At 46.3% G+C, this 19,689-nt stretch carries 20 protein-coding genes and 1 tRNA gene; 19 read left to right on the forward strand and 2 right to left on the reverse strand.

Annotation, left to right across the window (positions count from 1 at the left end):
- Positions 1-565: 565 nt before the first annotated feature.
- Positions 566-638: transfer RNA gene (locus P0M11_RS12075), tRNA-Met, on the reverse strand.
- 87 nt (positions 639-725) lie between these two features.
- On the opposite strand from P0M11_RS12075, the gene P0M11_RS12080 reads away from it, so the two are divergent.
- The 13 genes from P0M11_RS12080 (at position 726) to P0M11_RS12140 (ending at position 12,022) form a co-directional block, all read left to right on the forward strand.
- Positions 726-1,337 carry an L-threonylcarbamoyladenylate synthase gene (locus P0M11_RS12080; protein WP_158064343.1) on the forward strand — a complete coding sequence of 204 codons (612 nt, stop codon included), beginning with the start codon at positions 726-728 and terminating at the stop codon, positions 1,335-1,337.
- Positions 1,338-1,358: 21 nt separating this feature from the next.
- Entirely contained in the window at positions 1,359-2,117 is a 759-nt protein-coding gene (gene yaaA, locus P0M11_RS12085) for a peroxide stress protein YaaA (protein ID WP_275625909.1), read from the forward strand.
- The gene (gene prmC / locus P0M11_RS12090) at positions 2,117-3,004 is read left to right on the forward strand and encodes a peptide chain release factor N(5)-glutamine methyltransferase (protein ID WP_275625910.1); all 888 of its coding nucleotides are present in this window, start codon (positions 2,117-2,119) and stop codon (positions 3,002-3,004) included. Before yaaA ends, prmC begins: the two co-directional genes overlap by 1 nt.
- Before the next feature lie 151 nt (positions 3,005-3,155).
- A complete protein-coding gene (locus P0M11_RS12095) occupies positions 3,156-4,301 on the forward strand; it encodes a hybrid sensor histidine kinase/response regulator (RefSeq protein ID WP_275625911.1) in 1,146 nt (381 codons plus the stop codon).
- Entirely contained in the window at positions 4,291-7,869 is a 3,579-nt protein-coding gene (locus P0M11_RS12100; RefSeq protein ID WP_275625912.1) for a response regulator, read from the forward strand. The genes P0M11_RS12095 and P0M11_RS12100 overlap by 11 nt, the downstream gene beginning before the upstream one ends.
- 9 nt (positions 7,870-7,878) lie before the next feature.
- A complete protein-coding gene (locus tag P0M11_RS12105) occupies positions 7,879-8,253 on the forward strand; it encodes a response regulator (protein WP_158064348.1) in 375 nt (124 codons plus the stop codon).
- Positions 8,254-9,087, forward strand: a complete 834-nt coding sequence (locus P0M11_RS12110; protein WP_275625913.1) for a protein-glutamate O-methyltransferase CheR — start codon at positions 8,254-8,256, stop codon at positions 9,085-9,087.
- Positions 9,074-9,640 carry a chemotaxis protein CheB gene (locus tag P0M11_RS12115; RefSeq protein WP_275625914.1) on the forward strand — a complete coding sequence of 189 codons (567 nt, stop codon included), beginning with the start codon at positions 9,074-9,076 and terminating at the stop codon, positions 9,638-9,640. The genes P0M11_RS12110 and P0M11_RS12115 overlap by 14 nt, the downstream gene beginning before the upstream one ends.
- 12 nt (positions 9,641-9,652) lie before the next feature.
- Positions 9,653-10,015: a response regulator gene (locus P0M11_RS12120; RefSeq protein ID WP_158064351.1), complete on the forward strand. Its 363-nt coding sequence runs from the start codon at positions 9,653-9,655 to the stop codon at positions 10,013-10,015.
- A gap of 36 nt (positions 10,016-10,051) precedes the next feature.
- Positions 10,052-10,252, forward strand: a complete 201-nt coding sequence (locus P0M11_RS12125; RefSeq protein ID WP_275625915.1) for a hypothetical protein — start codon at positions 10,052-10,054, stop codon at positions 10,250-10,252.
- Positions 10,253-10,439: 187 nt separating this feature from the next.
- Complete coding sequence (locus P0M11_RS12130; RefSeq protein WP_275625916.1) at positions 10,440-10,976, forward strand: DUF2975 domain-containing protein; 537 nt, start codon at positions 10,440-10,442, stop codon at positions 10,974-10,976.
- Between the two features lie 3 nt (positions 10,977-10,979).
- On the forward strand, positions 10,980-11,207 hold the full coding sequence (locus P0M11_RS12135; protein ID WP_275625917.1) for a helix-turn-helix transcriptional regulator: 228 nt from the start codon (positions 10,980-10,982) through the stop codon (positions 11,205-11,207).
- A gap of 74 nt (positions 11,208-11,281) precedes the next feature.
- The gene (locus P0M11_RS12140; RefSeq protein ID WP_275625918.1) at positions 11,282-12,022 is read left to right on the forward strand and encodes a DUF4184 family protein; all 741 of its coding nucleotides are present in this window, start codon (positions 11,282-11,284) and stop codon (positions 12,020-12,022) included.
- A gap of 27 nt (positions 12,023-12,049) precedes the next feature.
- Here the strand turns inward: P0M11_RS12140 and P0M11_RS12145 are convergent, their stop codons facing one another.
- Positions 12,050-12,820: a glycosyltransferase gene (locus P0M11_RS12145; RefSeq protein WP_275625919.1), complete on the reverse strand. Its 771-nt coding sequence runs from the start codon at positions 12,818-12,820 to the stop codon at positions 12,050-12,052.
- Positions 12,821-13,022: 202 nt separating this feature from the next.
- Between P0M11_RS12145 and P0M11_RS12150 the strand changes: the two genes are divergently transcribed.
- The 6 genes from P0M11_RS12150 to P0M11_RS12175 all read left to right on the forward strand — a co-directional run bounded on the left by P0M11_RS12150 (position 13,023) and on the right by P0M11_RS12175 (position 19,658).
- The gene (locus P0M11_RS12150; protein WP_275625995.1) at positions 13,023-14,864 is read left to right on the forward strand and encodes a DUF3578 domain-containing protein; all 1,842 of its coding nucleotides are present in this window, start codon (positions 13,023-13,025) and stop codon (positions 14,862-14,864) included.
- A 3-nt stretch (positions 14,865-14,867) separates the two neighbouring features.
- Entirely contained in the window at positions 14,868-17,180 is a 2,313-nt protein-coding gene (locus tag P0M11_RS12155) for a DUF2357 domain-containing protein (RefSeq protein ID WP_275625920.1), read from the forward strand.
- Positions 17,181-17,253: 73 nt separating this feature from the next.
- Positions 17,254-17,823, forward strand: a complete 570-nt coding sequence (locus P0M11_RS12160; RefSeq protein ID WP_275625921.1) for a Crp/Fnr family transcriptional regulator — start codon at positions 17,254-17,256, stop codon at positions 17,821-17,823.
- Between the two features lie 65 nt (positions 17,824-17,888).
- Entirely contained in the window at positions 17,889-18,410 is a 522-nt protein-coding gene (locus P0M11_RS12165) for a heme-binding protein (protein WP_275625922.1), read from the forward strand.
- A 25-nt stretch (positions 18,411-18,435) separates the two neighbouring features.
- Positions 18,436-18,825, forward strand: a complete 390-nt coding sequence (gene uraH, locus P0M11_RS12170) for a hydroxyisourate hydrolase (protein ID WP_275625996.1) — start codon at positions 18,436-18,438, stop codon at positions 18,823-18,825.
- Between the two features lie 71 nt (positions 18,826-18,896).
- Entirely contained in the window at positions 18,897-19,658 is a 762-nt protein-coding gene (locus P0M11_RS12175) for an META domain-containing protein (RefSeq protein ID WP_275625923.1), read from the forward strand.
- Positions 19,659-19,689 lie beyond the last annotated feature (31 nt).

Here is a 19,689-nt window from a genome sequence, read left to right on the forward strand (position 1 = left end):
GCCGCGGCGAATAGGAGCCCTCCACATGCTACAAAAAAAGAGAACCACTTTTGTGATTCTCTCTGTCTAGTAGCGGGGACACGACTCGAACGTGCGTCCGCCGCGGCGAATAGGAGCCCTCCACATGCTACAAAAAAAGAGAACCACTTTTGTGATTCTCTCTGTCTAGTAGCGGGGACACGACTCGAACGTGCGTTCGCCGCGGCGAATAGGAGCCCTCCACATGCTACAAAAAAAGAGAACCACTTTTGTGATTCTCTCTGTCTAGTAGCGGGGACACGACTCGAACGTGCGTCCGCCGCGGCGAATAGGAGCCCTCCACATGCTACAAAAAAAGAGAACCACTTTTGTGATTCTCTCTGTCTAGTAGCGGGGACACGACTCGAACGTGCGTTCGCCGCGGCGAATAGGAGCCCTCCACATGCTACAAAAAAAGAGAACCACTTTTGTGATTCTCTCTGTCTAGTAGCGGGGACACGACTCGAACGTGCGTCCGCCGCGGCGAATAGGAGCCCTCCATTGACTACAAAAAAAGAGAACCACTTTTGTGATTCTCTCTGTTTAGTAGCGGGGACACGACTCGAACGTGCGACCTCCGGGTTATGAGCCCGACGAGCTACCTACTGCTCTACCCCGCGATATGACTGCAAATGTACAACTTTTTTCCGGCTTTCAAAATAAATGGACATTATTTATAGTGTCGGCTTAATTCATTAACTTTGTGTATGGCAAAAATTCTGCGAATACACCCCGACAATCCTCAGGAAAATGTAATTAATGAAGTAGTTACCGTTCTTAAAAACGGCGGACTCATCATCTACCCTTCCGATACAGTTTATGCTCTTGGTTGCAATATTTTTGACATCCGCGCTATGGAAAAACTTGCCCAGCTAAAGAAAATCAAGCTGGAGAAGGCTCGTTTCTCCATTATCTGTAACGACCTGAGCCACCTTTCCAACTTCACAAAACCAATAGACACGGCTGTTTTCCGCTTCCTGAAAAGCAAAATCCCTGGGCCATTCACTTTTATCCTGGAAGCCAATAAAAGCCTGCCGTTAGCCTATAAAGGCAACAGGACCGTGGGAATCCGAGTGCCGGACCATGCCGTGCCGCAACTGATTGTGGAAAAACTGGGGCATCCCATTGCCTCGACCTCTATTAAGGACGATGATGAAGTCCTGGAATATTCCACGGACCCCGAACTCATTGCCGAGAAATACGACAGCTTTGTCGACCTGGTTATTGACAGCGGTTATGGCGACAATATAGCCTCCACAATTGTGGATCTCACCAGCGGCGAACCGGAACTCATCCGCCAGGGAAAAGGTGACCTTTAGTTCAACACTCAAGAAGAATTCATGAAAATCATTACCTCACCTGCCAAACTCATGACCGTGGAGCCGGCGGCCAGTCCGCTGAAGCCTACCGTGCCTATTTTCATTGATGATGCCGCATACATCCATTCTTATCTGAAGGAAAAATCTCCCAAATATCTGTCGGAACTTATGGAGATTTCGCAGAAACTCGCCGATGAAAACTGGGAACGGAACCAGAACTGGAGTTCCAAACCTTCCAAAAAGGCATCTGCGCAGGCCATCTTCGCTTTTACCGGCGAAGTATACCGTGGCCTGGATGCAAGAACAATGGACAGTGATTCACTGAAATACCTTCAAAAGAATTACCGGATACTCTCCGGCTTGTACGGACTTTTGAAACCATCGGATAAAATCATGCTGTACCGCCTGGAAATGGGCCGCAAGTTCGAATTTGAACAGTATAAAAACCTGTATGAGTTCTGGCGCGGAAAACTGACGGACAAGTTGAACAGCGAACTGACGTCTAAGGACCTGATCCTGAATCTGGCCAGTTCGGAATACTTCAAGGCGCTGGACCGCAAAAAACTGAAGGCTCCCGTTATTGACTTTGATTTTTTTGAGCTGAAAGACGGCAAACTCAAAACAATAGTAGTTTACACCAAACATGCACGCGGCATGATGGTCCGCTTTTGTGCCGAGACCCGGGCCAAAACGCTGAATGATGTAAAAGCGTTCAATATGGAAGGTTACCGTTTGGATGATTCGCTGTCGACCGCTACGAAACTGGTTTTTACACGCTGATGACTTTGCTTGGAGATATTAAATCGGAATTTCAGCGGGAACTTTCCCGGCAGTATTCCGCCTCAGAAACCGAGGTTCTTTTTGAGATCTTCTGTGAAGAATGGCTGGGACTGAACCGCTCTGAGCTGCGTTTGGCCCTGCCAAACGCTGTTCCCGCCGAAACTTCTCAGAAATTCAGGGTGGCACTGCAGCAGCTGAAGTCCGGAATTCCTTACCAACAGGTTTTGGATAAGGCTTTGTTCTATGGCCTGGAATTCATGGTGAACAGTTCTGTACTTATTCCAAGGCCTGAAACCGAAGAACTGGTGGAGATGGCCATCACGGAGCTTGGGACTCTAACCCAAAGACGGGCCGAAGGGTCAGCATACGGTGTTGTTGCGTCAGGAAATCGCCTACGGATCATTGACATCGGAACCGGTAGCGGCGCCATTGCCATTACCCTAAAAAAGCATTTTCCCGAAGCCACGGTCTGGGCTGTCGATTTTTCAGAAGCCGCGCTGGAGACCGCGGCAAAAAACGCTGAACTGCACAATGCCTCAATCAACTTTATTCATACAGATTACCTTAATTCGCCGCTCGATGGTAAGTTTGACCTGATCATCTCCAATCCGCCTTATATCGGAAAGGATGAAGCAGATGAGATTGCGGACTCGGTAAAAGAGTTCGAACCTAAAATGGCCCTGTTCTCACCTGTGGACGATGCACTGGTTTTCTACCGGAAGATCGCAGCCGATGCAAGGTGTCATCTTGCAGAAGAGGGCATGGTTTTATTGGAAATCAACCAGAAACTTGGTCCGGAAACCCTTGCACTCTATAATAATTTCCCCAGCGCGGAACTGCTGAAAGACCTCTCCGGCAACGACCGTTTCATATGCGTGCGTTCATGAATAGAGCCGCTCCGAAGGTTACCTGTTTTGTGACAGGCTTCCTTGCATTTTCGTTTCATGGTTTTCAGTTAGACAGTCACCCGAAATTCCGGCAGCTAATTCCAAAAAGATTATCTTTGGTCACTTATTACCATTAAATGCGTACTGAATAATGATTCTAATCGTAGATGATTCACCTGAAAATATAATTTCCCTAAAGCGGGTGCTCGAGAAAAATGACTTTGAAGTGGACACGGCATCATCCGGCGAGGAGGCATTAAAGAAAATTCTGAAGAAGTCGTATGTACTTATAATCCTGGATGTTCAGATGCCGGGTATGGACGGTTTCGAAGTTGCTGAAGCCATATCGGGTTACAGCCGCGCGCGGGAGACTGCCATTATATTTCTGTCGGCCGCCAGCGCCAATGTCAATCTTATTACCAAAGGATATTCCTCCGGTGGCCTGGACTACATCAGCAAACCGGTGGATATGAATATCCTGCTGCTGAAGGTGAAAACCTTTTACCGTATTTATGAACAGAGCCGTGCGCTGAACCAAATGCAGGATGCCCTGCGCGAGGAAATTGAATTCCGTAAGGAGGCTGAGCGTAAGAAAGACGAATTCATAAGTATAGCCAGTCATGAGCTTAAAACCCCGATGACCAGCATCAAAGGCTATATACAGTTGCTGGAACGCAGTCTGGATAAACATGATATCGAATCCATCCGGACGAAACTCAAAAAAGTACACAACCAGGTGGAAAAACTGAATCTGCTGATTGCTGACCTCCTGGATATCTCTAAAATCGAGAGCGGAAAGCTTAAATTCAACAAAAGATATTTTGCCTTCAATGAGGTGGTGGATCATATTGTCGAGATTATGCAGCAATCCAATCCGCAAATAAAGATCCTTAAAAAAGGCAGCGTAAACTGTGAGATTTACGGTGATGAGATGCGCCTGGAACAGGTAATCGTGAATTTCATTTCCAACGCGATCAAATATGCACCGGATACCGAGGAAATACATGTAAATTGTAAACTGGAAGATGACAGGATTTATTTTTCTGTCCGTGATTTCGGGATCGGCATGTCCGAAGAGCATCAGGAAAAGATTTTCGATAAGTTTTACAGAATCGAAGAAACTTCAGAGCGGTTTCAGGGACTGGGTATCGGCCTTTATATCTGTCAGGAAATCATTGACCGCCACCATGGAACCATAGGTGTAAAAAGCACTTTAGGCGAAGGGTCAGAGTTCTTCTATTACATCCCCCTGCATCCAACCGGGGAAAAAATCAATCAATTACAGCATGAGTTTTAAAAAAAATCTACTTTTTGGGTTGGGCTTTTCGCTCCTCCTACTTCTTGTAAGTTCCGCTGCATCCTTTATCAGCATCAGGAACCTGATAGACAGTTCCACAATGGTTCGCGCAACCAATAAGAATATCAAGGACCTGGACCATATATTTTCCCTGGTAAAAGACGCAGAAACGGGACAGCGCGGATACCTGCTGTCCAGTGATGTAAGGTTCCTGGAACCCTACACCCGTGCCAAAGCCAAAATAGACGATGCGATTACGGATTTATCGGTACAGCTAACCAAAACCGGCGGGCAGACCCGGAATATGGAAAAGCTGCGCAACAGTATCGATACACGAATTGCAATCCTGGACCGCAATCTTAACTACAAACGCGGTAACAATCCGGTTTCGCCCGAACAGCTGCTGGAAGGTAAGAAGTATATGGACGAAATCCGGACTATGGTATCCATTATGCAGTCGGCGGAAAAAAACGTACTGGCATCGCGTACGGATAACATGAATAAGTTTGCCTCCTATACTCCTCTGCTTATCATTCTTTCAGCTATTCTTGCTATCACCATCACCCTTGTTTTCTTCCGCAAGGTGAATCAGGATTTCATGGAAAAATCCAGACTTACGCAGGAGCTAGAGGAAAAGAACGAGGAAACAGAGAACCGTCTGAAAGCCATTGAAAAGGTGACATCACAGATCTCAAACGGCGACTACGACATCCTGAGTGACGTAAATGCGCAGAAAAACCTGGGCAATGTGGCCGGCCCGCTGAACAGTATGGCCGCTTCCTTACAGGATTCCTTTAATTCACTGGAAGAAAAGGAGTGGCTGAGCAGTGCCGCAGCCAAACTGAATACCCGCATGATGGGCGAAAAAAGCCTGGAAACGCTGGCCGCCGACATCCTGGATACGCTTACAGATCTCACAGAAAGCAGCGTGGCAGCCATCTATCTGCATGATAACAACCAGTTACACCTGGCCGGAAGTTTCGCACTTTCGCAGACAGACCTGCGCAGAACGGTACAGATGGGCGAAGGAATCTCCGGTGAAGCTTTCCGTTCATCGAAACTTATCATGGTTAAAGAGATTGAAGATGACGCGCTGACCATAAGCTATGCAAGCGGTGCCGCGAAACCCACCAATATTGTCGCACTGCCAATCACACGTTATCAGATTCCTTTGGGCGTACTTGAACTCGGCAGTACCCAGGCCTATACCCCACGACAGCTGGAATTCCTGGAAGCCGTGGCCGGTAACGTAGGTCTGGCTTTCTACGGCGCTCAAAGCCGCATCAAACTTCAGGAACTGCTGGAGGAAACACAGGCACAGTCTGAGGAACTCCAGTCCCAGCATTCCGAACTCGAAAACATCAACGCGGAACTGGAAGCACAGTCCCAGAAACTTCTGGCCTCGGAAGAGGAACTGCGCGTACAGCAGGAGGAATTGCTGCAGAGCAATCAGGAACTGGAAGAAAGGACCGCACTTCTGGAAGAGAAGAACTTGCTTATCGAGCAGCGTAACATCGACATTCAGCAAAAATCAATTGAGCTGGAACAGAGTACAAAATATAAGTCGGAATTCCTGGCCAATATGTCGCATGAACTGCGCACACCACTGAACTCCATCCTGCTGCTTTCAAAACTGATGACTGAAAGTGACGACCTGGACGGGCAGTATGTGGAGTATGCGGAGGTTATGCAAAGCTCCGGACAGGGCCTGCTAACCCTCATTGACGAAATCCTGGATCTGTCCAAGATAGAATCGGGCAAAATGACGCTGGAAATAGAGGAAGTACCGTTAGCCGACATCACCTATGATATGAAGATGCTCTTTTCGCCGCTGGCTAAGGAGAAAAATCTGGAGCTGATCTTCGAAACAGCGGAAAGCGCCGCAGAAACACTGCATACGGACAAACTGCGTCTGGAGCAAATATTGAAGAACCTCCTGTCCAATGCCATCAAATTCACCTCTGAAGGCAGCATCACACTTCGCGTGCTGGGCGATGCTTCGGGACACAGGATCAGTTTTAAGGTCAAAGACACAGGTATCGGGATTGCGCGTGACAAGATGAGGCTTGTTTTTGAAGCCTTCCAGCAGGCCGACGGTTCTACACAGCGTAAATACGGCGGCACCGGTCTGGGACTTTCCATCAGCCGTGAACTTGCCCGTCTTTTGGGTGGCGAAATCACACTCGAAAGCACCGAAGGTGAAGGAAGTGAATTTACACTGATCCTGCCGGTTGATGCTACCAAAGCGACACTGGCGGCTACTGAAATTACAGACAAAGTGGAAGAGGTAACGGAAGAAACCGATTCCGAACAGCCGGAAAGATACATCGCCTCCCATATTCCGCAGCCTATAGAAGATGACCGTGATGACATCAAAGCGGGTGACAAGATTATACTGATCATCGAAGATGATACGCCATTCGCCAAGATCCTGCTTGATTATGCACGCAGTAAAGGTTACAAAGGCATCGCGGCGGTCCGCGGAGATGCCGGCCTTGAAATGGCGCAGCTTTACAAACCCCTGGCCATCCTGCTGGACATACAGTTGCCTGTAATGGACGGCTGGCAGGTAATGGAGGCGCTTAAAGCCAATCCGGAAACCAAACCAATACCGGTGCACATCATGTCGTCCATGAAATTCAGGCAGGAAAGTCTGCTGCGCGGCGCGGTGGATTTCATCAACAAACCTTTCGCGCTGGAACAGATGCAGGACATCTTCAGCAAACTGGAACATGCACTGAACAAGGGTCCGCGCAAGGTACTGATCGTGGAGGAAAATGAACAGCACGCCAAGGCACTCAGCTATTTCCTTTCAGCCAATAATATCACGACAGACATCGCTTCCAATGTGACGGAAAGCATAAATTCCCTTCAAAACCGAGAGATCGACTGCGTGATCCTGGATATGGGGGTGCCGCACCATAATGCATACGAAACACTTGAAACCATCAAGCAGAGCGAAGGACTGGAACAACTGCCCATCATCGTATTTACCGGTAAGAACCTGTCGCAGGGCGAGGAAACACGGATCAAGAAATACGCTGATTCCATAGTTGTAAAGACCGCCTATTCCTATCAGCGCATCCTGGATGAAGCCGGACTCTTCCTGCACCTTGTGGAGGAAAAGAACAGAAAGAAAGTGGACGGAAGCAGTAATTTTGAGAATTCCGGTGAACTCAGAAATATACTGAAGGACAAAACCGTTCTTATTGCAGATGATGATGTGAGGAATATTTTCTCGCTGACCAAAGCACTGGAAGTACACGGCATGAAGGTCATCCCGGCCATGGACGGTAAGGAAGCGCTTACAGCGCTGCAAAACAACCCGGATATCGATGTGGTACTCATGGATATGATGATGCCGGAAATGGACGGTTACGAGAGCATCCGTGAGATCCGCGCCACGCCCGAGTACAAAAACCTGCCTGTACTGGCGGTTACTTCCAAAGCCATGATGGGCGACCGCGAAAAATGTATCGCTGTAGGCGCCTCAGATTATATTTCAAAGCCTGTAGACATCGACCAGCTGATATCGCTTCTGCGTGTCTGGCTGTATGACAAAATTTAACCATTCCTGATGAACGAAAATAAAGAAATCCTGATTATTGACGATGACAGCAAGAATATCTTTGCTCTCAGCGCGGTACTGAAGGCCAGAAAATACGGCTGCCTGTCGGCACTCAGCGCAAAGGAAGGACTGTCACTCATGGTTCACAACCCCAATATCGGTGTGGTACTTATGGACATGATGATGCCCGAGATGGATGGTTATGAGGCCATAAGCCTGATGAAATCTGATGACCAGCTGAAAGACATCCCGGTGATCGCCGTTACGGCGCAGGCCATGACAGGCGACCGCGAAAAGTGTCTGGAGGCCGGTGCCGACGGATATATTTCGAAACCGGTGAATGTGGACGAACTTTTGCAGTTACTGAATGAAATACTGAACTAAGTGACTTCTGAACATGCTGATGAATATCTGGAAATCCTCCTTTCCGATGTTCTTGAAATCTACGGTTACGACTTCACAGGCTATTCCCGCGCTTCACTGAAGCGCCGGATTGTCCGCCTTTACGAACTGGACAGGTTCGTCAGCTTCGCCGAATACCGCTATAAGATCCGCACTGACGCAGTTTACTTTAAGCGCTTTCTGGAGCAAGTAACCATTAATGTGACCGAGATGTTCCGCGATCCAGACTTTTACAGGACGCTTCGCACCGAAATCCTGCCGCGCCTGGGCACCTATCCCTTTATCCGCATTTGGATTGCCGGCTGCAGCACCGGCGAAGAAGCCTATTCGGTGGCGATTTTCCTGAAGGAACTTAACCTGCTCCAGAAATCGCTGATCTATGCCACAGACATCAACAATGCCGTTCTGGATAACGCTTCCCAGGCCATGATCCCGATGAGCAAAATCCAGCTGTACACGGAAAACTATATCGCTGCGGGCGGAAGTAACAACTTTTCCGACTATTACTCAGCGAATTACAGCCTTGGCAAGCTTAAAGACGAACTCCGGTCCAAAATCATTTTCTCCAGCCATAACCTGGTGACGGACAATTCTTTTAACGAGTTCCAGCTGATCCTTTGCCGCAACGTAATTATCTACTTTGACCGGCCACTGCAGAACAAGGTGTTCCGCCTTTTCGACAACAGCCTGGAGAAATTCGGTTACCTGGCTCTGGGCACCAAGGAATCCCTGGACTTCTCGCCTACTGCCAAAAACTTTGAAAGGCTGAAAGGCGAAAAAATCTGGCGCAAAATCTCCGAAAATGGAAAGATGTGAAGCACTGATCATAGGAGGCTCGGCCGGAAGCCTGGAAGTATTGCTGAAAATACTGCCGGAACTGGATCCTGCACTGCCCTTCCCCTTGATCATCGTCCTGCACCGCATGCCCGGTAAAGACAGTATCCTGACCAGTCTGCTGGCTGCCAGAACCCTGCTTCATGTAAAGGAAGTGGACGAAAAGGAAAAGATGAAACCCGGCACCATCTATATTGCTCCGCCCAATTACCACCTGCTTTTTGAGCGCAACCGCACCTTCTCACTGGACGCCTCAGAAAAAGTGAATTTTTCGCGACCCTCGCTTGATGTCAGTTTTGAAAGTGCTGCGGATGTGTTCGGCAAAAAGTTGGCCGGATTATTGCTGTCGGGAGCCAACAGCGACGGCACAGCCGGATTAAAAACCATTGCCAAAAAAGGCGGTAAGGTTTTGGTTCAGGAACCACATACCGCTGTGGTAAGTTATATGCCGGCGCATGCCCTGGAACAGGTTGCCACAAATGCAGTACTCACGCCGGACCTTATGCCTGCTTACATCAACTCATTAAAAAACTGACAGACAATATATATGGATAAAAAAGTATTTATTTTTGATGACAATGTGGAGATCCTGGAGCTTTGCATGGAGATCCTGGAGGATCTGGGCTTCGAGGTGAAGACTTCGCCCACAACCAATGAGGTGGAAGAGCAGGTACTGGAATTTATGCCCGACCTGATCTTTATGGACAACTGGCTTCCCGACATCAGCGGCATAGAAGCTACAAAACGCATTAAAGCAAATTCAGAACTCAGCCACATTCCGGTCATCTATTTCTCGGCCAACAGCAATATCAGCGAACTGGCCGCGCTGGCAGGCGCCGATGATTATATTGCCAAGCCTTTCGACATTGAACTGTTTGAAGAGAAGGTACTGAAATACGCAGAAGCATAATTGCAGACCGGGCATTCAAACTGACCAAAATTCAAGATGAAAAACACTTTCTTAAAATTATTTTGCGCAGCATTTCTGTTTACCACCATTGCCTACCTTATGGATGGTGATGCTAAGGAGCAGGATATGGGTGTGAGATTTGCAGAATTCGCGGGAATGCTGGCGATCATTTACCTCATGATTTCGGTGATATGGTTTTCGGCGGGGTTTCTGTTAAGGAAATTACGCCGCGCGTAGGTTGCGGTCACTTCTTAATACAAGCAGTCTGTTTTCAGACTGCTTTTTTTTATCAGCTGCCAGGAGGAGCTCAGTACCTGGCCGATTACAGCACTACGTAAAACAACGTATTTATTGTTAAAAGCATTTTATTTATTATTTTTCAATAAATATTTATTAATTTTGACTAAACTTAAAAGCCTAAGTCATGTCAAAAACCGATTACACCCTGTTTATTATACTTCAGGTATTCGCCTGGATTATCTTTGTAGGTCTCAGCATAGAAGCTGGCGGGCTTATTGTTAATTTCGTATTCAGCATCTTCAGTCCGGATATGCTGCCCAGGCTCTACAACAAACTGGATCTCACCGGAGTCTTCAGCCGAGACAGCACTTCCTTCTACGGACTTTACAGTTTTATCCTGGTCATTGCGGTGCTGAAAGCCGTCCTTTTCTATGAGGTTATCAAACTGACCTGGACGCTGAAACTGGATCATCCCTTCACACAGACGGTGGCCAGGCAGATTGCCAGGATCAGTTACTTTACTTTGTGCATCGGGCTCTTAAGTTTTATGGGCAGACAGTTTGCAAAACAGGTAGAGCGCGGTGGTTTCAATACTTCCGTCCTTGATCTGTACTGGAACGACAGTCAGGCATTTGTGCTGATGGCCGCGGTCATTTACATCATTGCGGCTATCTTCAAAAGAGGCGTTGAACTTCAGGACGAACACGACTTAACCGTTTAAGCCATGCCGATCATTGTAAACCTGGACGTCATGATGGCCAAACGCAAGATGTCGCTGAATGAGCTCTCCGAAAAAGTAGACCTCACCCTTTCCAACCTCTCCATCCTGAAAACCGGCAAGGCCAAAGCCGTTCGTTTTTCAACTTTGGAGGCCATTTGTAAAGCGCTGGACTGCCAGCCGGGGGATTTACTGGAGTTTGTGAGTGAGGAGAATAAATTAATTAGACCCTAATTTCAGTTGCGAATTTATCGACGTACATTTACCCAATCCCATTATCCAAAGCCAACTAATGTAACCTTTAACTAATGCCGTTTACATTTTCTCATCCCGCCGTTGTGCTGCCTTTCATTCTTTGCCGCCGAAAATGGTTTTCTCTCACAGGACTTGTGGCGGGCAGTGTAACACCTGACTTTGAATATTTTATCCGCATGAGACTGCAAAGTAATTACAGCCATACCGCAGCCGGGTTATTCTGGTTCGATTTACCGCTGGGGATTTTACTGGCTTTTATTTTCCACAACCTTATACGCCGGGAGCTTTTTGCCAACCTGCCCGAAGGGCTGCATACAAGATTTGCGAGGTTCAATGGCTTTATCTGGAACCGTTATTTTAAAGCCAATTGGTCTGTGGTGGCTCTGTCGGTGTTGATTGGTGCGGCATCGCATCTTCTATGGGATGGTTTTACCCATGACAGCGGCTACTTTGTCCAGGCAATTCCGGCGTTACTAAGTACGATTAACCTTTTAGGAAAAGAAGTTCCGATACTGAAAATATTACAGCACCTGAGTACCTTAATCGGTGCCATCGCGATTGCTGTGACGGTTTTTAGTATTAAACCTGTCGTGCCGGTCAAACGTAAAATAAACCTAAATTACTGGCTGACCGTAATTATTTTAACCTGTATTATCATTGCAGCGCGGATCTTCAGTGGCCTCAATTATCAACTCTACGGAAATATGATTGTGAGCGCGATTGCTGCCGTTCTGATTTCACTAACGATAACCCCCATATTCACCCGAACAGCAAAACAGTCTGCTTCTAATTAACGAAGCTTTCATTACTTAACACAGAATTTAACGGTTCAGATAATCCCTGATCTTTTCTTTCGGAATTAAATCCAGCACTTTACTGATGTCGATGATCTTATGTTCGTCAATGATGCTCCTTACCGCTTTAGCCGCATCAGGATAATTCACCAGACGTTCCAGAAGACCGTAAACGTTGACCATCTTTTTATGCGTGTTCTCAGCATCGCCGCCAAACCAGGAACCGTTGAAATGGTGACTCACATAATTCCGGGGCAGGTCCTGCGAGAAATACACCGACGGATACAGTTTCACGCCGTGTTTAAGCTCCTGAATGGTGTCACTGTCGCGGTTGGCACCGTATTCCTTTTCAAGCATTTCTGAGAAGATATCGGTATTGATGCGTTCAAAAAAACCTTCCTGCCGGGTGTACCAGTCCATAAAATCCTTGGAGAGCTGATGTTTCGGCTCGGCCATCCAGAAAGCGGAGTATGGCACACCTTTCACCTCGAAACCGCAGACGGCTTTTTCATTCAGGAACTCATCCAGCGGCAGTTTAAGTTCCATATCGGTATCCATATAGATGCCGCCGTGTTCATACATCACTTTAGACCGCACATAATCTGAGGTAAAAGCCCATTTTCCCTGGGCATACGCCTCGCGCACATACGGGTTATCGTCAAGCGGCGAGTTGCTGTCATTCCATTCTGTAATCTCAAAATCAGGATGAATACGCTTCCATGAAGCAATGCAGTGTTCGGCCAGGTCATGCTTAGGCTGTCCGCCAAACCAGCAGTAATGTATTTTTTTGGGAATCATGTGGTAGATTTTGGATGGGTGGCAGAGTTTCAGCAAAGATTGAACCTAAATAATTTGTTCAAAGCTTGTAGTTCATTTTGTAACTCCAACATTGTATTCATAGAAATTTTTAAGACACAATAAATTATTTAAAGAGTGCTGATATCGCTAATTTTAATAATATATTTGGAATTCGCTAATAAAATACACTGACGTTCAAATGATGGAATTTAGCAGAAATGATCTACTTGAAGCTATTAATATAATAGATGAAAATCCCGCACTTAGAAATAAAAGAAGTTCCTCAACTTATGATCTTTTTTTCGAAGGTAAAACGTATCCTCCTATACTCGTGCTGTCAATTGCGAATCAATTGAAAAATGGAAAAGAAATATTTCTAGATGATTTTGACAAAAAAGTTGATGTCCCTTTTAGAATCCTCAAAGACCATGGTTTTGAAATAATTAGAAAGATCCAGTCTTATTATAATGAGCTTATAAAATTTCTACAACAAGCCCGGACAGCTGACCAAAAAACATCACAATATCAAAAGTCGTTTTTAGATCTATCTGCTAACGTTAGTTTCGGCAAAGGTGCTCCTGCGAAAATACCTTGGATCTCTTTTTTGAGAAAAGAGGTTACCACTAGCAACGGAATTTACCCGGTTTATCTGTACTACAAAAAAGAGGGGATATTAATTTTAGCGTATGGAATTAGTGAAACTAATGACTCAAAATTCCATTGGCCCATAAAACAACATCAAACCATCGAGGAATACTTTGGACAAAATAATTTAGGCAAGCCTTTTAGATATGGTAGATCTTATATTTACAAAGTGTACGACGCTAACAATATGCCTGATCAAAGGACGATTGATGAGGATTTGATTTCGCTTTTAGAATTTTACAAATCATTAGAACTGGACGACACTTCACTTCGGGATCCTAAGCCAAATAATTTTGATTTGCTAATTTTGAAGAAGGATTTAATAAATGTAAATCTAAAATTTTCCGAAACCTTAACTCAACGATTCGTTGCCTCCCTCCTCACAAAACCCTTCGTCATCCTCACCGGTCTTTCCGGTTCAGGGAAAACCAAACTGGCACAGGCCTTTGTGCAGTGGATTTGTCAGGATGAGAGCCAATACCGAATTATTCCCGTGGGTGCCGATTGGACCAACCGTGAGCCTTTGCTGGGATATCCCAATGCCCTGAAGCCTGAAGAATATGTGAAGCCTGACAGTGGTGTGCTTGATTTAATTATTCAGGCCAATAATCAGCCCGACTTGCCGCATTTCCTGATTCTGGACGAAATGAACCTGAGCCATGTAGAACGGTATTTCGCAGACTTTCTGAGTGTCATGGAATCGAAGGAAGAAATTCCGCTATATGCTGAAGGAACCGTACAAAACGGAATTCCTGCCAGACTGAAGCTGCCCTCCAATCTGTTCATTATAGGTACCGTAAACATTGACGAAACCACCAACATGTTCAGCCCCAAGGTACTCGACAGAGCCAACACCATTGAGTTCAGAGTTACACAGGATGAAATGAAAAACTTCCTAGGTAATATCAAAGACATTAATATGGGCACCTTAACAGGCAACGGAGCCGGAATGGCTAAAAGTTTTCTGGAACTGGCTGCCAGTAAAGAATTTGCAACTGCTGGTATTACCGAAATCAATGAGGCTCTGCTTCAGTTCTTTGGGGAACTTAAGAAAACGGGAGCAGAATTTGGTTACCGCACTGCAATTGAAATCCTTCGCCTGATTCATCAGCTTACTGTTTTGGACTATACGCTTACAGCGCATCAAAAGATTGACATTGCCATCATGCAGAAACTGCTTCCCAAACTGCACGGTTCACGCAGAAAGTTGTGTCCGGTATTGGAAACGTTGGGTTCGTTCTGTATAACCGGTGACATCAAAATCATTAAAGATGTTTTTGAAAATGTCGACTTTGATTTCAATGGTACAAATGTGCTTTATTCGCTTTCACTCGAAAAAATTTCCCGCATGTACCGCGGAGCCATCGATAACGGATTTGCAAGTTTTGCCGAAGCGTAAAAGATGAAATCAGTATCAAACATAGAAATAAACCTTGATTCCGTTAAGGAAGGTTTGCGGCTTTGGATAGATGCCCGCAGGACTGACTCATTGTTTGATGCGGAAGAAAACGCAAGTGAGCATAATGAAGCCCGGTTTCAATTGGTTGAAGGATGCTTGTATGATTTTCAAATAAGCGATCCTGATTTTGTTTTGGGTGATGTTGGCGAAAACATAATACAACAGCACAGGCGAACCAAAAATCTGGGAACAATTGCTCCTAATATTTTTGTTGGAACGCTTGCAATTCCTTTACTGGAAAAAGAATCCTTTCAGGAACACTGCAAAGTCGAATTAGAGGTGCAGTCGATAAAATCCGGTTATCGTGACGATTACCGCGATATGTTGGAACTGATTACCGAAAAATGCACGGACCTTTTGTTGCAGGCAAATTCACCCGTTTCGCAACATTTTGAAATTGATTATACCAAAGACAGCCAGACGCTGTATCAGAAATTTGCATTCATTAAGTCAGTAATTGGAACTGACGAGTTTGCCGAAGCTGTCCACCGGATTGTGACTGCACCAGTAACAAAATGGACAGAGACCACTGAAGAAAAGGACATTCGCAACGCCAGGCGATTTTCAAATGCCAATATTAAGGAAATACTGAAAGGCGGCAGACGAACTAAATTACCCGAGACGCATTATTTGAGAAGCTATGGGATTGGTACCTTGCCGGAACGAATTACAACCATCAGAAAAACAGATTCCGTTGATACGCCTGAAAATCGTTTTATTAAACATGCGCTTGAAAACTTCCTGAAATTCTGCACAGATATAAACAACAAAGCCCAAGAGTTCGGACACAAAAAAATGGAAAACGAGTCAGAATTACTGATTCGTGAACTTGAAGGACAATTGCATCATACTCTTTTCAAAGACATTTTAAGACCAACAACATTAAAGCTAAACAGTCCGGTGTTGCAGCGAAAAGAAGGTTACCGGGAAGTTCTCCGTGTTTGGCTTATGTTTGACCTTGCCGCTAAACTTATTTGGAAAGGCGGTGATGATATTTATAGCGGAGGAAAAAAAGACATTGCCACCCTTTATGAATACTGGCTTTTCTTTAAACTGCTCGACTTATTTCAATCCATTTTCGACATTGAACCCAAAGACATTTCAGAATTAATCAAAGAAACGCCTGACGGATTAAATCTTCAGATTAGGCAAGGCAAATACACAGCACTGCGGGGAGTTTATGATTCCGGCAGCAGAAAACTGAATATTCGCTTTAATTACAACCGTTCTTTCGGTGGAAGGAAAACCTATCCCGATTCAGGAAGCTGGACAACCACATTACGCCCTGATTATACCCTATCGTTCTGGCCTTTCGGCATTTCAGAAGCTGAAGCAGAGAAGCAGGAACTTATCGTTCATGTTCATTTTGATGCAAAATACAAAGTTGCCAACCTAGCAGATTTCCTGGAACAGACCACCGAAAAAAACCATGACGAAGAAAAAGTAGAAAACAAAAAAGGTATATATAAAAATGCAGACCTTCTGAAGATGCACGCATACAAAGATGCGATCAGAAGAACAGGAGGTGCGTATGTTTTATACCCCGGCGACAAATCCATTAACCAGAAAGGTTTTCACGAAATTATTCCGGGATTGGGAGCTTTTCCTGTAAAACCATCAAAAACAGACAGCGGAATCGGAGAATTGAAAGCATTTATTCTTGAAATAATTGAACACTTTATAAACCGTGCTTCGCAACGGGAAAAAATTGCTTTCAGAACATTTGACATTTACAAAAATCCGCCTGCATCCGACGATATGATCAAGGAAGCTATGCCGGAACCATACAATACCAATAGAAACTTAATTCCTGACGACACCTTCGTTCTGGTGGGTTATTACAACTCAGAGGAACAATACAACTGGATTAGACGAACCGGACTTTACAATTTTAGAATGGGATCAGGTACAGGTTCACTTGTACTCGACAAAGAAACAGTTAGTTCAAAATACTTATTACTTCACACTTCAGGCGATACTGACTCCAGTAATTTATGGAGGATTGTAAGCAAAGGTCTTAAAGTATTTTCAAAAGACGACTTAATCAGAAAAGGCTATCCTACACCATCTCAGGACAATTATCTGGTAATTCAGATCGAACCTGTAACAGATAACGAATTTAAAAATGTACGCTGGGATTTCAAACGGTTGGAGGCTTACCAAAGGATTCAACGTGAAGAGCAAAACCCCTACTCTAAGGCAGGCCTTCCGTTTACTGTATCACTTACTGAACTGATGAGGGCGAAAACCAAATAGTAAAACGTATTCCCATCAGCACCTCAATGGTCCGGAAATTGACCTTTGCCAATGCCCCCAACTCCTGCCCTTCATGTATGAATTATTGAAAGACTTTATCCTCACGCGACAACCAACGGATGATGACGCGCTGCAGCGTATTTGTGCGTGCTTCAGTGCGGTGAAGGCAGGTCGGCGCGAGATTTTGCTGGACCGGAACCAAGTGTGCCGGCATTATTATTTTATTAATTCGGGCTCTATGCGCATCTTTACCACAGATCAGGAGGGGAATGAGAGTTCGCGTTACTTCGCCTTCGAAGGCAGTTTCATTACCGCGCTGCCCAGCTTTATAGACCAGCTGCCTGCGGATGAATACCTGCAGAGTATTGAGCCCTCGGTTCTGCTGCGCATTAGCCGCGAGGATTTTTACCGCTTGGTGGCTACCGAACCCGCATTTGCAGCTATTTATACTGAAATCCTGGAACTGGGATTTATAAACGCACAGAAAAGAATCTACGGTTTCCAGAGCTTTGACGCCGAAGAAAAGGTAAAATGGGTGATCCGTCACCAGCCGTTGCTGCTGCAGCGCCTCTCCAACAAAATGGCGGCAACCTATCTGGGACTTTCACCCTCTACGCTCAGCCGGATTAAATCCAGGCTTTAAGGAAAACGTTGACCTGGAGCAACATTTTCTTCGTCACGGCAAATTACCTTTGCTGAAATTTAAGTATGAAAATGTACCTACCCTTCCTGATGCTGCTGTCCACACTGGTTTTGGCACAAACAAGCCCGGAGTATACCCCGAAACCGCTTGCCACTTTGGTAAAGCCGGCGGATCATCTGACTTTGGAGGCTGCGCTGGAACTTGCAAAGAACAGTACTGAAAAGGCCGCGCAACTGGATAAGCAAGTCTCCCTAGCGGTGCTGGACGGGTCCGGCAACGTTATCCTGCTTATGCGCGGCGACGGTGTGGGTATTCACAATACTGAGGCCGCCCGGCGCAAGGCCTACACGGCGGTATCCACCAAAACAAATACGCGTACGCTCCTGAGGAACGCCGCAGCCAACGCCGATACCCATAACCTGAACACCCTGCCCGAGCTCCTGCTCCTGAGTGGCGGTGTACCCATTTGGTACCGCGGTAATGTAATAGGCAGCCTAGGTGTGGCAGGTGGCGGCAGCCCCGAAAATGACGACGCGATCGCCCGTGCGGCCGCTATTCCGGAGAAAGGAATCTTAACATCCAAATAATCTGAAAATAATCAATATGAAAAAAATGTTTTTTACTGCTGTCTTTGCAGTCCTGTCGGTTATTGCTTTCGGCCAGACGCACAGCCACCAGTTATCGAGTCATATCCTGGATGTGTCGCGCGGAACGCCCGCCAGCGACGTAAAGATCCGCCTGGAAAAGCAGGTGGCCGGCTCCTGGACTTTTGTGGATGAAAAGACCACCGATGCCAACGGCCGGATTACCGATTTCCTGCCGGGAAATACATCCAACGGCATCTTTAAACTGACTTATCTGGTTAGCGATTACTTCAAAAAGAACAATACAGAAAGCTTTTACCCATTTATTGAGGTGGTTTTCCAGATCCGCGACGGGCAGCACTATCATGTTCCAATTACGCTCTCGGCCTATGGCTACTCCACTTACAGAGGAAATTAGAGGCGGCAAAGTAGGATGGTATCAAATTGGCACCCTCAGCGTAACATCATTAACCTATTAACTGAAAAAACATGAACAAGCTGATCCACTTACTCTTTGCAGCGGCACTTGCCACAGGCTGCAACGCCGGCAAAGCGTCCGCAGAGACACCGGCATTAAACGGCACCTGGGAAATGCAGGAACTTCAGGGCCAGAAACGCACCACCGGGAAACCGGTCTATATTGAACTGGCAGCGGACAGGAAACTAACGGGATTCACGGGCTGTAATACCGTACGCGGAAACTACACCGCAGACCTTACAAACAACCGGCTAAGTCTGGAGGGCCTGGCCAGCACGCGCATGACCTGCCCGGACCAGCAGGTGGAAAATGATGTGACCGGAGCCCTGCGCAAAACTGCATATTTTGTACTGGAAGACGGAATCCTTAACTTACAGTCGGAAAACCGTACAACCATGGCCCAATTCAAAAAGATCGACCATCCAGACGTGGTGAATAAATACTGGAAACTGACCGTGCTGGACGGCAAGCCGGTGACAATGGAAGCTGCCCAGGAGCGCGAGGCGCATTTTATCCTGAAGAGCGACGGCAGCCTAAGCGGATTTGGCGGCTGCAACAGTTTCAGCGGTTCCTATGAACTGAAGGACAGCAACCGCGTTGACTTTGATGAGAATATGGCCGTGACCATGCGGGCCTGCCCGGAACTAAAGCTGGACGAGCGCGCTTTCCTGAATGTATTTTATAACGCGGACAGTTACCTGCTGAACGGCGACAAGCTGTCCCTGAAAAAAGGCAGCACTACCCTGGCGGTCTTTGAGGCGGTTTATTTCTGAGCGGGGAAGTTGTGAATGAAGCTTATATGAA

Source organism: Kaistella sp. PBT33-4, from assembly GCF_029194425.1.
GTDB lineage: Bacteria > Bacteroidota > Bacteroidia > Flavobacteriales > Weeksellaceae > Marnyiella.

What these genes read in the sequence shown, in the direction of transcription:
- uraH (WP_275625996.1), top strand. Translation starts at nt 18,436, where the DNA reads ATGTTTTTTACTGCTGTCTTTGCAGTCCTGTCGGTTATTGCTTTCGGC.
- P0M11_RS12175 (WP_275625923.1), top strand. Translation starts at nt 18,897, where the DNA reads ATGAACAAGCTGATCCACTTACTCTTTGCAGCGGCACTTGCCACAGGC.
- P0M11_RS12120 (WP_158064351.1), top strand. Translation starts at nt 9,653, where the DNA reads ATGGATAAAAAAGTATTTATTTTTGATGACAATGTGGAGATCCTGGAG.
- P0M11_RS12155 (WP_275625920.1), top strand. Translation starts at nt 14,868, where the DNA reads ATGAAATCAGTATCAAACATAGAAATAAACCTTGATTCCGTTAAGGAA.
- P0M11_RS12115 (WP_275625914.1), top strand. Translation starts at nt 9,074, where the DNA reads ATGGAAAGATGTGAAGCACTGATCATAGGAGGCTCGGCCGGAAGCCTG.
- P0M11_RS12105 (WP_158064348.1), top strand. Translation starts at nt 7,879, where the DNA reads ATGAACGAAAATAAAGAAATCCTGATTATTGACGATGACAGCAAGAAT.
- P0M11_RS12140 (WP_275625918.1), top strand. Translation starts at nt 11,282, where the DNA reads ATGCCGTTTACATTTTCTCATCCCGCCGTTGTGCTGCCTTTCATTCTT.
- P0M11_RS12100 (WP_275625912.1), top strand. Translation starts at nt 4,291, where the DNA reads ATGAGTTTTAAAAAAAATCTACTTTTTGGGTTGGGCTTTTCGCTCCTC.
- prmC (WP_275625910.1), top strand. Translation starts at nt 2,117, where the DNA reads ATGACTTTGCTTGGAGATATTAAATCGGAATTTCAGCGGGAACTTTCC.
- yaaA (WP_275625909.1), top strand. Translation starts at nt 1,359, where the DNA reads ATGAAAATCATTACCTCACCTGCCAAACTCATGACCGTGGAGCCGGCG.
- P0M11_RS12135 (WP_275625917.1), top strand. Translation starts at nt 10,980, where the DNA reads ATGCCGATCATTGTAAACCTGGACGTCATGATGGCCAAACGCAAGATG.
- P0M11_RS12080 (WP_158064343.1), top strand. Translation starts at nt 726, where the DNA reads ATGGCAAAAATTCTGCGAATACACCCCGACAATCCTCAGGAAAATGTA.
- P0M11_RS12160 (WP_275625921.1), top strand. Translation starts at nt 17,254, where the DNA reads ATGTATGAATTATTGAAAGACTTTATCCTCACGCGACAACCAACGGAT.
- P0M11_RS12095 (WP_275625911.1), top strand. Translation starts at nt 3,156, where the DNA reads ATGATTCTAATCGTAGATGATTCACCTGAAAATATAATTTCCCTAAAG.
- P0M11_RS12150 (WP_275625995.1), top strand. Translation starts at nt 13,023, where the DNA reads ATGGAATTTAGCAGAAATGATCTACTTGAAGCTATTAATATAATAGAT.
- P0M11_RS12130 (WP_275625916.1), top strand. Translation starts at nt 10,440, where the DNA reads ATGTCAAAAACCGATTACACCCTGTTTATTATACTTCAGGTATTCGCC.
- P0M11_RS12125 (WP_275625915.1), top strand. Translation starts at nt 10,052, where the DNA reads ATGAAAAACACTTTCTTAAAATTATTTTGCGCAGCATTTCTGTTTACC.
- P0M11_RS12145 (WP_275625919.1), bottom strand. Translation starts at nt 12,820, where the DNA reads ATGATTCCCAAAAAAATACATTACTGCTGGTTTGGCGGACAGCCTAAG.
- P0M11_RS12165 (WP_275625922.1), top strand. Translation starts at nt 17,889, where the DNA reads ATGAAAATGTACCTACCCTTCCTGATGCTGCTGTCCACACTGGTTTTG.